The organism is Cryobacterium soli (assembly GCF_003611035.1).
In the GTDB taxonomy this organism is placed as follows: domain Bacteria; phylum Actinomycetota; class Actinomycetes; order Actinomycetales; family Microbacteriaceae; genus Cryobacterium; species Cryobacterium soli.
Genome location: NZ_CP030033.1, coordinates 1,175,038 through 1,188,470 on the forward strand (window position 1 = coordinate 1,175,038; position 13,433 = coordinate 1,188,470).

Here is a 13,433-nt window from a genome sequence, read left to right on the forward strand (position 1 = left end):
ATCAAGTCAACACCGGCGGCGCTGCTCGGGGGTAGGGACTTCCGGCCCGGTGTTACAGCTCTCCGTCGAGCGCCTGGGTGAGTACGTAGACCAGCGCGCTGGCCTGCACCGAATCCTCGGGCGACAGCTCCTCGTCGGCTCCATCGAGCGCGCGGGCCGCCAGGCCCTGCTTGCTGCCGATGAGTTCGGCGATGCGCGCGTCGATGGTGTGCGCGGCGATGATCCGCCACGCTGTCACCGGTTCGGCCTGGCCGATCCGGTGCACCCGGTCGATGGCCTGGGTCTGCTCTGCCGCGGTCCAGCTGAGTTCGGCCAGCACCACGTTGGAAGCGGCCTGCAGGTTCACGCCCACGCCGGCGGCGGTGAGCGAACACACCACAACGGCGACCTCGGGGTCGGAGTTGAACGAGTCGATCGCGGCCTGGCGGGCCAGGGCGCTCTGGTCGCCGCGCAGCGACACCGTACGCAGGCCGCGCTTGGCGAAGATCTCCTCCGCGGCATCCATCACGTCGATGTGCTTGGCGAAGAACACGACCTTGCCCACCGAGTGCGCGAGCTGGGCCGCGTAGTCGGCGGCGAGCCCGGCCTTGGCCTGGCCGATCTTGCGCACCATGGTGAACACGTTCTCGCCGGTCGTGGTGCCCTTGGACTCCTCGAGATCGGCGTGCGCGACGGCGCGGATGTACGCGGCCCGCTCGTCCTCGGTGAGCACGGGTGCCTTGACGCCGGGGTGACGCGCGGCGACGAGGGCCTTGAAGCGCTTGACCAGGCGGGCGCCCAGTTCGCGTTCGGCCTTCTGGATCGACCGGCCGAGCTCGCTGTCGAGCTCCACCGGGAGGTCGGCGATGCGCTTGGCGGGCAGGTCGGCGGCCACGTCGACCTTGCGGCGACGCACGATGCCCATGTCGATCACGGCGGCCCGGGCGGCGGTGTAGAAGCCGGCGTCGGCCGGCGTGAGGCCGGTCTCTTCCAGCCGCTGCATGAGCTTGGCGGTGGGCTTGTCGCCGTCGATCCAGCCGAGGAACTGCCAGATGGCACGGAAATCGTCGACGTCGTTGATCAGCGGGGTACCGGTGAGCGCCATCAGCAGCGGGTTGTTGCCCGGGGTGCGGCGGCGGATCTGCTCAGCGAGGCTGAGCACGTGCTTGGAACGCTGCGACTGCAGGTTCTTGATGAAGTGCGCCTCGTCGACCACCATGCCCTTGAAACCGAGGGTGCCGAGCCAGGCGAGGTGTCGGTCGAGCACGTCGTAGTTGACCACGACGACGTCGGCGAAGGCGTCGAGGGTGTCACCGTCGCCGTGGATGACGGTGGCACGGCGGTGCGGCGTCCACAGTTCGACCTCGCGCACCCAGTTCATCTTCACGACGTTGGGCACGATCGCCAGCAGCGGGTAGGCGCCGGCGACGGATGCGGCGAGCAGGCTCTGCGCCGTCTTGCCGAGGCCCGGCTCGTCGGCGAGGAGGTAGCTGCGGTGGCCTAGGCGGGCGCTTTCGATGAAGCGGGCCTGGTGCCGCATGAGCTCCATGCCGCGCGGGGAGAACCTGTCGACGTTCGGGGCTTCGGGCAGGTCCATGCTGGCGGCCTGGCCGCCTGAACCGTATTCGAACGCCTTGAACAGCGGGCCGAGCAGTTCCCAGTTGGCCAGGCGGCGGGCCGAGGAGACCGGCGCGGCCTGCACGGCGCTGAAGTCGGGGGCGAGGAAGGGGTTTGCCAGCTGGCGGGCACGCACCGACTGCGGGATGACCTGGTTCTGCAGCACCTCGGGCTTGGCCTCGGGTTCGCGGGTGATGATGAGCTCGTCCGGGCTGAGCTCGGCGCCGGATTCCAGCAGCCAGTCGCGGCGGAAGCGTTGCGCGACGGTGGAGACACCCGCATCCGGTTCGAGCAGGGTGATCAGGCTGGTGTCGCGGGCGGCGGTCTTCGCGAGGATCTGGGCGATGCCGTCGAGGCGCTTGAGCAGTTCAGCGCGGTTCGCGTCTGTGAGCTCGCCGTCGGCCTTGACCCGGGCGCGTTCTTCGCGCATGAGCAGGGCGATGACCTGGTACTTGGTGCGGTTGGTGGGGCCGAGCTTGGTGCCGCTCTGCGCCTTCGCCTCGACCTCGCGCACCTTGCGGGCGAGGATCGGGATGATGGGGGCGTCGTCGTCACGCGAGCGTGGGCGCTGCCGGGTTCGACCGCTGCTGGCACCAGCACGGCCCGCTCCCTGAGGGCGGGTGTAAGCCATTTTTCTCCACTTCACACCAGCGCGGCACACAGTGCGCGCTCGTCGTGTTGAGCATCCGTGGATGCCTGTGCGATCGATACGCCGAACCCCAGAAACAAGCAACGTGACCGGCATCGGGCAGCCTCGAAGGTGCTGATCGACGCAGGACAACGGTCGTGACACTAACCAGGTTCTCCAGACGCGTACTCAGTCTATGCCCGGACCTGTTCTCAGCGGTGCACCGCAGTCGGGACCTTAGTACGAATGCCGACGATTATGAAGACCAGGGCGGCGATGAACTGGGCGGACACCCAACCCTGACCGTGCAGCTCGATGATCACGATCGGGTTCCACAGCACAGCAATGGGCACCAGGCCGATGAGCCACCACCAGGACTTCGCCTGGATCACGAAGACGCAGATGATGAGGGCCAGGATGCTGACGACGTAGCGGATGATGACAAAACTGTCGACATCGAGCAGAGCGAGCCCGGCCAGGAGGGCGATGGCGCCGAGTAGCCCGGGCGCCAGGGCCGAGCGGGTATAGGTAGGTTCAGCCGGAGTGCCCATCAGACGCCCCCTCCCCCGCCGCCGCCGCCGCCGCCGCCGACGGAACCGCCCCCGCCGGAACCGGAGCTGGACGAACTCGAGGCGCTGCCCGACCAGGCCGACGACGTGGACGTGGCGAACGCGGCGACACCCGTCGCGAAGTAGGCGGCGTTGAACGGAGCCGTGCCGACGTACCAGTCCGGCTGTGCGCGCGTCCCGTCGTAGTAGTCGCCGAGAACCTTCGACCACTGCTTTTCCTCGCCCGTGAGGACCGCGTAGGGCAGCAGCCGTTCGTGGAGCTTGAGCACCTGCACGGGCTCGGTCGAGACGGTGCCGGCACCATCCGGTCGGTATGGCGTGCGCAGCGCGCCCAGGGGGCTTTGCAGCACCCGGAGCCGGTCTGCTTCAGCCAGCGAGATATACACTGTGACGCCCTTCAGGTAGTCGCGGAGTTCCGCGCCGCTCGCGGTGAGCGGTCGCACGTCGCCGACTACGGCAAGCGTAACAATCGCGGCGGCCAGCCCACCGACCAGGAAAAAGAGCGGCCACGCGCCGGCGACCTCGGTGGCGAAGGTGATGATGCTCACCACGACGGCCACGACACCGGCGACGATCGCCAGGGCGATGAGCCAGCGGCGGACGGCCCCGCCCTTCTTCTCCCGGAGGCCGTCGGTAAGCATCCGTTTGCGTGCCGTTCGGCGCACCTTCTGCAGGGCGGTGCCGAGCGTGGTGCTTTTCTTCTTCAGGTCGCGCACCGAACCGATGGGCCGGTTCGAGGGGAACAGGGCGTTGAGCACGGTGCTCTCGGTGGCGTCGAGACCCTCACGGCTGCGAAGCTCGAGCAAGTAGTGGTTCTTACCGTCACCCTCGAGCACCCGCAGGTTGCCGCGCACGGCGAACTGCAGGAACTGGGCGGTCATGGCCTTGCCTGAGGCGCGGGCACCGAGGACGTCCCCGGACTGCAGCAGGTTCACCCCGGCCGGTGGCAGGTACTCGGCGATGATGGTGGGTCGCCCCGGCTGGTTGCGCCACCGGGTGGTGCGCAGCACAACCGCGATCGCGGCGGCGATGAGCGCGGCAATGCTGGCGAGGAGGGCGATGGTGGGAAAGGGGTTGGCCGTGAAGGAGTCGTCGCGGGGCACGAAGGTGCCGTCATCGAACCCGACTGCCACGGCGAGTCCCTCGTGCGGGCCCAGGTTGCGCGCCTCGGCGTCGACGACCCAGCCGTCGCCCACGGCGACGCTGTCGAGGGCATCGCACTCGGTGCCGGATGCCGATCCGCCCTGGTAGCACGCCGTCTGGCCGGTGAGCTGAGGCACCAGGTCTGGCGCCACATGCACGGTGGCCGAGACCGCGCCGAACGGTTGGGCCCAGCCGGTGCCGTTGACCTCCCAGTAGAACTCCTGGTCGGCGGTGTCATCGGGAGAAAACGTGACGTAGGTCTGGTGGTAGTTGATCACGTAGGTCTGGTCGCCGTGCACGTAGTCGTCGGCCGCGATGGTGACGCTGACATATTCGGCCCCGGTGTCGTCGGAGATGGTCTCCGTGGCGGTGTCGCGCTGCTGGCCGGTCTCGTCGGTGATGCTGTCGATGGTCAGCCCGGTGGGCTGGCCTTGGTAGTGCGTGGGGATCTCCCGCCGGATGCCGCGATTCTGGTCGGTGTCGGGGAACCGGGCAACGAACGTCTCGGTGGTGGCCAGGGTGGAGTGGCCTTCGGAGTCACGGCCGAGCTGATAGTCGGCGTGCAGGGACACGAAGCTGAAGTCATCGACGCCCGTCGGCTGGATCTGCGCGACGGGGAGCACCGAGACGGAGCCAGGGTCGAGCTGAGCGGCGGCAACAGAGGCCGAGTCGGCGGCGGCGGCGTTGACACCGGTGAGTCCGGTCAGCCCCACGGCTCCAGCAAGAGCGGTAGCGGCGAGAAAAGTGCTGAGAAGGCGACGTGCAGGTCTGCGCATGCTTTCATGCTAGCCACCGACCAGGGTGACTCGCTCCGCCGACGTGTGGAGGAGAAGTGCAGATCAGGCGGGCTGTGTGCTGATGGGCAGGGTAGCCGGGTGCTCGAGCATGTCGATGAGCACCGGCCGGAGCTCAGCGAGCCACACGACGTATCCGGCTTCGGTGAGGTGCAGGCTGTCGGTGGACCATTCGGCACTCAGTGCGCCCTCGGCATCCGCCAGCGCCGGCCAGAGGTCGAGGTAGCGGGCCTTGACCGTGGGAGCGAACTGGCGCAGGTGGCGGTTGATGGATCGGATCACGTGAACGGCGTCGTGCTCGCGCGGTGGCACGGATTGGATGAGCAGCCTGGTGCCCGGAAGCTTCTTGCGCAGAGTGCACAGGATGGTCTCGATGTTGCGCACGATGTACTCGTCGGAGCGATGCCAGCCGACGTCGTTCGTCCCCACCTGTAGCACGACGGCATCGGGGTCGATCTCGACGACGGCGTCGAGCCGGGCGATCACTTCATCCGTCGTGTCGCCGCACACTCCGAGATTATGGACCTCGAACTCGCCGAAGCGTTCTTCCCAGCGGGCGCCGGCGCTGAGACCATCGCCAACGAATACCACCACTCCGGACATGTCGCCTCCCCAACGCTTGCCTACCATGATGCGCCCCCGGCTGGCCTCTGGCTAGGGTCCAACCTGACAAGCTCCCGTCAGCCTCGCGGTCGCCCCACCCCTCCGTCTGCGTCCTCCGCTCGCCCCCACCGGTCGAGCACGTCGAGACCTGGCGAGACCCGGTGCCCCGGTCTGCGGAAGCCGCCCATCTTGTTGGTCGGGCCGTCGAGACTGGTGCGGGTTGTGGGGTCAGTGTTGGTGGGGTGTTTTGCTGGGCATGTCGATGAGGGTTTGTCCGGGGTCGATGGTGGCGGGTGGGCGGAGCCAGTAGCGGCCTTGGTTTTCGAAGATTTGCCAGCCTTGGTTGTGCAGGAGTCTGTGGTGGGGGTTGCAGAGCAGGATGCCGTGGCGGATGTCGGTGCTGCCGTGGTCGCGGAGCCAGTGGTCGATGTGGTGGGTTTCGGTGAAGGCGGGTGGTTTGTCGCAGTCGCCCCAGCGACAGCCGCCGTCGCGGGCGGCGAGGGCGATGCGTTGGGCGGGGGTGAAGAGGCGCACGTCTCGGCCGAGGTCGAGGGGTTGGTTGTCGGTGCTGAAGGTGATGGGCAGGCTGCCGCTGTCGCAGATGAGCCGGTCGAGGGTGGGTTGGGACAGGGGCGCGGGGTTGCCCTCGAGGTAACCGTGCGCGGTGAGGTCGGGCAGGGGTGCGAGGATCTCATCCGGTCGCCGCAGCAGCAGGAGTCCCGACCCCGGCGGGATCACCGGGTCAGGCCGGGCCGGGCCGTCGACGTGGGACGTCGAGCCCGGCGGGATGAGCGGGTCGGGCCGAGCTTGGCCGTTGACGTGGGACGTCGGGCCCGGCGGGATGAGCGGGTCGGGCCGCGCTTGGCCGTTCAGGTGGGGTGCCGGGATCGGTGTTGCTGCGGTGGAGAAGGTCCACGTGGGTGTTGAAGTGCCGGTGGGGGTATCCGTCCCGGTGAAGGCTGAACTCCCCGCGGGGGCAGTGGTTCCGGTGTCGGAAGGGGTGCCGGTGCGGCCGGGGTTCTCGGTGGCGGCAGGATTCGCGGTGCTGGCGGGGTTCCCGGTGGCGGGAGGAGCATCCGCGCCGGTCGCGGTCGTGGGGCGCGTGGGCGCCTCTCCGGGGGTGGTCTGGTGGGTGATGATGCGGACGGAGGGCTGCCGGCCGCCGAGGATGCGGTTGGGGTTGATCTCGGTGCCGGCTTTGAGGAGGGCGAGGAAACCGTCCGCGGCGATCTGCTCCGTGCTGCGCGGGTCATCGCGCACGCTTTGGGCCCACTTCGCGCGGGCCGGGTCGACAAAGCGCACCCCGCCACGGCGGGGACTGGTGAGGCTGTCGTAGGCGGAGAGGACGAACGCGCCCTGCTCGGGCGGGAACACCCCGTGCAGGTGCACCTGGCCGGACGGGTTCGTCCACACGCGCAGGGAGCGGTCGTCCCACGCTTTTTGTTCTCGCACGATGATCCCGGCCGCGTCGAGGGAGTCCCGGGTGCGGCGGGCCCTTTTGAGCAACTGATCCACGTTCAGGGTTCGGGCATCCCGGAGCAACTCCTCGACGGCGGTCGCGAGGACCGGCCCCGTCACGACGGTATCGATGTCACCGAGCCCGGTGCGGATCGCGTGGGCGGCCGCCACAGACAACGCCCCGCAGGTCACGGCCTCGGAGATCTTGTGGTGCCACGGCAGCACCGCCGGATCAATCGCCGGAATGCCCACCCCGTCCAGCCCGTTCCGGCCGTCGAGTTCGTCCTGGCCGTCGAGGCCGTCAAGCCGCGTCGACTCCGGGTCCCCGCCGGAGCCATCAGCATCGCCAGTACCGCCAGCACCGTCCGTCCCGCCAGCACCGTCGAGCTCGTCGAGGAGTCTGCGGGCGGCTTCATCCTCAGCAGCTGCGGCCGCAGCTCGCGCAGCGGCGGCCTCGTTGTCGGCGAGCATCCGGCCCACGTCCACGAGCCGGCGCGCGTCGGCCTTGGTCGACCCGGTGAGCTTTTGGATCAACCCGTCCGGGTTCAGATACCCCTGCTGCGCTGCCAACCCGGACTGGCCCAACTCCGGCCGGGACCGGTGCGCGATGGTCTTCGCCACCCACACCTGCCGGGTACCGACCGTCTCCGAGAGCCGGGCGATGTCGCGTTGGCACGCGAGAGCATCCGCATCCGACAGGGCGTCATAATCTGCGCTGCACGACCCCCAGCGGGCCACCGCGGCGACCACATCGGCCAGCGATCCCGCCGGGCCCGAAGGCCGCACCTCGGCCAGAACCGGCACCGCAGCCAGCGCCGGCGGCACCGTCTCGGAGACCGGACGGGCGGGCTCCGGAACGGTGTCGGGGGCGAAGATTGCTGCGAGGCTGGACATGCAGTGAGAGTATCCCGATCTCGTAGCTTTGTGTGCCCAAAACCAAGGCTGTGGATAACTCTTTTTGAGCCCGAGCCTGCCCATTTAGCCCGAGATCGGAATCACGTGTTTCCGTGCGCGCGTGCTGCGAGATTGTGCACCGGGACACTGCTCACAATGCCAGGAACAGAGGGGCATGGCCCCCAACGCAGGGCGGGTCACCGGGTTCGACAAACCCGAGCGGAGAGATTGTGCACCGACAGCGGCCGAACCTGCTGACGCCTGGAACGCCCCCTCCGCCGGACGGCTCACCCGATCTGATCGGCTGCTACGTCAGGGCGGCGGCCTCGGCGGTCTCCGGGCTTTCCGGCGGCGCACCGGTGGCGGAAAGGGCACCAGCGGAGTCAGCCTCGGCGGTCTCCGCGTGCACGGTTGCGGCCTCGGACTCGGCTGCGGCCGTGATGCGGTTTGCCATGCCGCTGAAGATCACGCCGTGGAAGGGCAGGATCGAGAACCAGTACAGCCGGCCGCCCAAGCCGCGCGGGAAGAACACGGCGCGCTGCCGGTAGATCGAGCCGCCGTCAGCCGTGGGTTCTGCCCGCATCTCGAGCCAGGCACGTCCGGGAACGAGCATCTCCGCCCGCAGGCGCAGGAAGCTGCCCCGGTCGATGCGTTCCACGCGCCAGAAGTCGAGCACGTCACCGGTCTGCAGACGATCGGGGTGACGCCGGCCGCGTCGCAGCCCTACTCCCCCGACCAGCTTGTCCATCCAGCCGCGCACGGCCCAGGCCAGCGGGAAGGAATACCATCCGTTCTCGCCCCCGATGCTCTCGATGACACGCCACAGGTCGGCCGGCTTGGCCGACGTCTTCTTCTCCTTGAGGTCGGTGTAGACGAGGTGGCCGGCCCAATCGGGGTCGCTGGGCAGGGGGTTGCTCGACGCGCCCTCGGTGGCCGCGTTCTGCCAGCTGGTCTCCACGTCGCCGTCACGCATGCGGCCGAGCGCCAGGCGAACGGCCCGGCGATACGTGGTGAGGCCGCCGGCGGGCGGCGGGATCACCGCATCGATGTCGTGCTCGTGCATCACGCAGTCGTACTGAAGCGAGGCGATGATGGGGATGGCCAGGCTCCTGGGGATGGGGGTGACCAGGTTGACCCACTGCGAGGCCAGCCACGGCGTGAGCACCGGGAGCGCGGCGATGGGACGCTGGTGCAGGCCCGCCTCGAGGGCGTAGCCGTTCATCATCTGGCCGTAGCGCAGCACGTCCGGCCCACCGATGTCGAAGGTGCGGTTCACCTCGGCGGGCACGTCGGCCGCCGCGAGCAGGTAGTACAGCACATCGCGCACGGCGATCGGCTGGATGAAGTTGCGCACCCACTTGGGCGCGGGCATGTACGGGAGCACATCGGTGAGGTGTCGGATCATCTCGAACGAGGTGGAGCCGGACCCGATCACCACGCCCGCCTGGAACGCCACGGTGGGCACGCCGGACGCCAGCAGGATACGGCCGACCTCGGCGCGGGATCGCAAGTGCGGCGACAAGGTGTCGGTGTCCGGGTGCAGTCCACCGAGGTACACGATGCGGGAGACCCCGGCTGCGGCAGCGGCCGTGGCGACGTTCCGGGCGGCCTCGCGCTCGGTCTGCTCGAAGTCGCCCTTGGCTCCCATCGAGTGCACGAGGTAGTAGAACACGTCGATGTCCGTGCTCGCCGCGGCCAGCGATTCTGCGTTGCCCAGGTCTCCCTCGACGATGTCGACGTCCTTGGCCCATGGCACATCGGTGAGCTTTTGCGGGGAACGCACGAGAACTCGCACGTCGTGCCCTGCCTCGAGGAGCCGGGGAACCAGCCGGCCACCGATGTATCCGGTGGCACCGGTAACGAGGACTCGCCGCGGAGAAGTTGTTCGCTCTGTCATTGCGTCAGCCTAGGCGCAGAGTCTGGACTGCGCCTGCGGAAAAGGCCGTCATCGGGGCGATTTCGGTTTTGCGTGCGCCGCGCCGGCCGGGTGTGCGGAACTGCCTCCTGCGCCTGTGGATGGATCCCGCGCGCTGTGCCGCCCGCGGGGGACAATCGCCGGATGATTCTTCGACTCGACCCGCGGTATCCGCTCGTCTGGCGCACTCCGGACACCATCCAGCTGGGCGTCGACCGGCCGCTGGCGATCGTTCCGGGGGTGACGGCACCGCTGGAGGGCGTCATCGCGGCACTCCGGGGCGGCGTACCCCTGTCGGGCGCGCTGATGCTCGGGCGGCAGGCCGGCGCAACCGATGAGGCGACCTCCGCCCTGCTGAGCGCCCTGGGTCCCGCCCTGGTGCGAGGTTCGGCCGTTCACGTGTCCGGAACGGGCGACACGGCGGCGGACGCCGGCGCCGCGGCAGACGGTTCGCCGGGGATAGGTGATGCCGCGGATGGCTCCCTGCCGGGCTCCGCCGAGCCCGGGCCCGACGGCAGCACCCGGCCCGGTACCGCTTCCGGCGGCATGACGGCCGGCCGGGCCCTGGCTGGCCACCGCCCGGTCGTGTGCGTCGACGGCGCCGGCGCCACGGCCGACCGCATCCGCAGCCTGCTGAGTGAGCTGAGCATCACCGTGGTGACGACCGAGGTCCTCGCCGCAACCGGTGCTGTCCCTCCCCCGCGACTGCCCGACCTGGCGGTGATCGTCGACCACTTCGTGTTGGCTCCCGAGCGGCACGGCCGCTGGCTGCGCCGGGACATTCCTCATCTGCCGGTGTTGTTCAGCGACGCCGAGGTGCGCGTCGGGCCGCTCGTGGAGCCAGGCGCCGGCCCCTGCCTGACCTGCCTGGAGCTGGACCGGGTCGACGAGGATCCGGCCTGGCCCGCCATCGCCTGCCAGCTGCTCCACCGGACGGCACCCACCGAGACGCCGCGGCTCGGTATCGAGGCCGCCGCCACGGTGGCCGGCATCGTGCACGAGCGACTGTTCGCGGCCTCGAACGAGTTCGCCGCCGCGTCGCTGGCGATCGACGCGATCAGCCTGTCGGTCAGGCGCCGCGCGCACCGGCCGCACGCGCGGTGCGGATGCCGATTTCTGCCAGAAAACGTGATCGTTCTCGCGGGGAACGCTGCTGGCTTCCGGCCACGGACCAACTGAGCGACAGCCGTTTACGCGCCCGGGTGACGCCCACGTACAGCAGGCGACGTTCCTCATCGACCTGCTCGAAGGTGCCCGCGTAGCTGATCGGTACGAGCCCCTCGCTCAGCCCGACGACGAAGACCGCGTCCCACTCCAGGCCCTTGGCCGAGTGCAGGGTGGCCAGCGTCACGGCCGCGACGGTGGGCTCGTGCTGCCCGGCCTGGCGTTCCATGAGTTCGTCGGTGAACTGGCGGAACGTGGTACCAGGGGCCGCCTGGTCGACGAGTCCCATGATCGCGTTGAGCGCCTCCCACCGGTCCCGCACCGCGCCGCGGGTCTCCGGCGCCGTCTGGCTCCAGCCCAACCCGCGCAGCACGTCGCTGACCGATTTGAACAGTGGTTCGCCCATGATCGACACGGATGCCGCGCGCAGCGACATCACCGCCTGCTTCACCTCGGGCAGGTCGAAGAACCGCTTGGACCCGCGGATCTGGTAGCTCACACCCACATCCCCCAGCGCCGTCTCGAGCAACGCGGCCTGCACGTTGACCCGGTACAGCACCGCGATGTTCTCGGGGGCTGTGCCGGCGGCGACCAGTTCGGCGATGCTCTGCGCCACTCCCCTGGCCTCGGCCATGTCATTGGGATACTCCCGCACCGCCGGCTCCACGCCGGTCTCGGCGACGGCGGCGTGCAGCGAGAGAGCGCCGGGCCGGCCGCGCATGAGCTGGTTGGCGGTGGCGACGATGGCCGCGGTCGAGCGGTAGTTCTGCTCGAGGCGCACCACGGTGGCATCCTCGTAGTGCTTGGGGAAATCAAGCAGGTAGTCGCTGCGCGCGCCGGCGAACGAGTAGATGGTCTGGCTGGCATCGCCGACGACACAGAGGTCGCGCCGGTCGCCCAACCAGAGCTTGAGCAGGTCGTACTGCAGCGGCGACACGTCCTGGAACTCGTCGACGACGAAGAACCGGTACTGCTCCCGCACCTGCAACGCCACCGACGGTTCGGCCTCGATCATGCCGGCCATGGCCAGCAGCACGTCCTCGAAGTCGATCTGCTTGCGGTCGTCCTTGAGCCGTTCGTAGCCCGCCTGCATGTCCAGGGCCTGGTCGATGTCCAGCCGGCCCGGTAGCGCCCGGCCGGCCGTGGCGTACTGCTCCAGGCTGAGCCCGGAGGTCTTGCGCCACTCGATCTCGCCCGCCAGATCACGCAGCGTGGCGGTGTCCAGCTTGAGCTTGAGCACCTCGGCCACATGGCCGAGCAGCCGACCCTTGCCCTCGAGGATGCGCGGCGCCTGCCCGCCCACGACGTGCGGCCAGAAGTAGTTGAGTTGCGAGAGGGCGGCCGCGTGGAAAGTGCGCGCGGCGACACCACCGGCGCCGAGCTGTCGCAGCCGGCCGCGCAACTCCGCGGCGGCGCGGGCGGTGAAGGTGAGCGCCATCACCCGGGTGGGCGAATAGGCGCCGCTCATCACGCCGTAGGCGATGCGGTGCGTGATGGCGCGGGTCTTGCCGGTGCCGGCGCCGGCGAGCATGCAGACCGGGCCGATCAGGGCCTCCGCCGCGACGCGCTGCTGTTCGTCGAGCCCGGTGAGCAGGGACTCGGCGGTGGGGGTCAACGGTTCAGACACCCGGGGACACCGTGGCCGGCCGGGCCAGCCAGTCGTCGATCAGGGCGCGGGCGATGGACGACGCACCGGGCAGCATGATCCCGTTCTCGCTGTCGGAGAGCTCTGCCCGGCTGAACCAGCGCAGGTCGAGGATCTCGGTGCCGTCCGGCACGAGCCCAGAGGAGTGCTGGCCGTCGGCCAGCCGGGCCGTGAAGCCCACCATGATCGAGGCCGGGAAGGGCCACGGCTGTGAGCCGTGGTAGACCGGGTCCGCGACGCGCAGGCCCGATTCCTCGAAGACCTCGCGCACCACGGCGGACTCGAAGGACTCGCCGGGTTCGACGAAGCCGGCCAGCAACGAGTACCGGTTGGCCTCCCACATGGCGTTGGAGCCGAGCAGCACGCGGTCCTGATCGTCGGTGATGAGCACGATGACGGCCGCGTCGGTGCGCGGGAACACCTGGCTGCCGTCGACCGGGCAGTGCCGCACCCAGCCGCCCGTGGTGACGTCTGTCGCGGCGCCGCAGCGCGGGCAGTGCGGGTGCGACTCGTGCCAGTGCAGAATGCCGAGGGACTCGGTGAAGATGCCGGTGTCCCGGTCGGACAGCAGGGTGGCGTAGTCGCGCAGGCCGACCCAGAGGGTTTCATCGGGCTCGAGCGCCTCGGCCTGCTCGTCGTCGAGCGGCACGGCGATGATCGGGGTGCCCACCGGCTCGGTGGCGTCGGGGTCGAGCGACCGGCCCAGGTAGACCTGCAGGCCGGATGCGCCGGGCCCATCCGCCAGCTCTGCCGGCGCAAGCAGCAGCAAACGCGGTTCGGTGAGCGGCTCGGCGAGCAGCGCTTTGCCGTGCCAGAGGGGCAGCAGCCGGGTGCCGGCATCCGCCCACAAGGTCTCGAACAGGTCGGTGCGGGCGCGGGCATCGTTGTCGCGATCGACGGCGTGCCGGGAAAGCGGCAGCCTTGCCGTAAACCTGAACGACATTCAAGGCCCCTCAAAGCTCGGGCAACTCGTGCCGAAGTGGACTGCAGGCGTGGCGAATGGCCCCACCGGGAGGAACTCGAC

The 13,433-nt window shown here is 69.4% G+C and carries 9 protein-coding genes; 1 reads left to right on the forward strand and 8 read right to left on the reverse strand.

The annotated features are described in order from the left end of the window. Nucleotides 1-52: 52 nt before the first annotated feature. The 6 genes from DOE79_RS05365 to DOE79_RS05390 form a co-directional block, all read right to left on the reverse strand. On the reverse strand, nucleotides 53-2,227 hold the full coding sequence (locus DOE79_RS05365; protein ID WP_120337602.1) for a DEAD/DEAH box helicase: 2,175 nt from the start codon (nucleotides 2,225-2,227) through the stop codon (nucleotides 53-55). Nucleotides 2,228-2,436: 209 nt separating this feature from the next. Continuing rightward, nucleotides 2,437-2,775 (reverse strand): DUF6804 family protein, encoded by a 339-nt coding sequence (locus DOE79_RS05370; protein WP_066594205.1) that lies wholly within the window; start codon nucleotides 2,773-2,775, stop codon nucleotides 2,437-2,439. Continuing rightward, a complete protein-coding gene (locus DOE79_RS05375) occupies nucleotides 2,775-4,712 on the reverse strand; it encodes a DUF2207 family protein (protein WP_120337603.1) in 1,938 nt (645 codons plus the stop codon). The genes DOE79_RS05370 and DOE79_RS05375 overlap by 1 nt, the downstream gene beginning before the upstream one ends. Before the next feature lie 63 nt (nucleotides 4,713-4,775). Next, entirely contained in the window at nucleotides 4,776-5,333 is a 558-nt protein-coding gene (locus tag DOE79_RS05380; RefSeq protein ID WP_162942606.1) for a GDSL-type esterase/lipase family protein, read from the reverse strand. 228 nt (nucleotides 5,334-5,561) lie between these two features. Next, on the reverse strand, nucleotides 5,562-7,685 hold the full coding sequence (locus tag DOE79_RS05385; RefSeq protein ID WP_162942607.1) for an HNH endonuclease signature motif containing protein: 2,124 nt from the start codon (nucleotides 7,683-7,685) through the stop codon (nucleotides 5,562-5,564). A gap of 307 nt (nucleotides 7,686-7,992) precedes the next feature. Beyond that, complete coding sequence (locus DOE79_RS05390; RefSeq protein ID WP_120337606.1) at nucleotides 7,993-9,582, reverse strand: SDR family oxidoreductase; 1,590 nt, start codon at nucleotides 9,580-9,582, stop codon at nucleotides 7,993-7,995. 162 nt (nucleotides 9,583-9,744) lie between these two features. On the opposite strand from DOE79_RS05390, the gene DOE79_RS05395 reads away from it, so the two are divergent. Further along, complete coding sequence (locus DOE79_RS05395; RefSeq protein WP_162942608.1) at nucleotides 9,745-10,779, forward strand: TOMM precursor leader peptide-binding protein; 1,035 nt, start codon at nucleotides 9,745-9,747, stop codon at nucleotides 10,777-10,779. Here DOE79_RS05395 and DOE79_RS05400 read toward each other — a convergent pair. Beyond that, complete coding sequence (locus tag DOE79_RS05400; protein WP_245977133.1) at nucleotides 10,670-12,391, reverse strand: ATP-dependent helicase; 1,722 nt, start codon at nucleotides 12,389-12,391, stop codon at nucleotides 10,670-10,672. The genes DOE79_RS05395 and DOE79_RS05400 overlap by 110 nt on opposite strands. Then, nucleotides 12,384-13,352, reverse strand: coding sequence for an NAD(+) diphosphatase (nudC, locus tag DOE79_RS05405; RefSeq protein WP_120337609.1), 969 nt, complete (start codon nucleotides 13,350-13,352; stop codon nucleotides 12,384-12,386). The genes DOE79_RS05400 and nudC overlap by 8 nt, the downstream gene beginning before the upstream one ends. Nucleotides 13,353-13,433 lie beyond the last annotated feature (81 nt).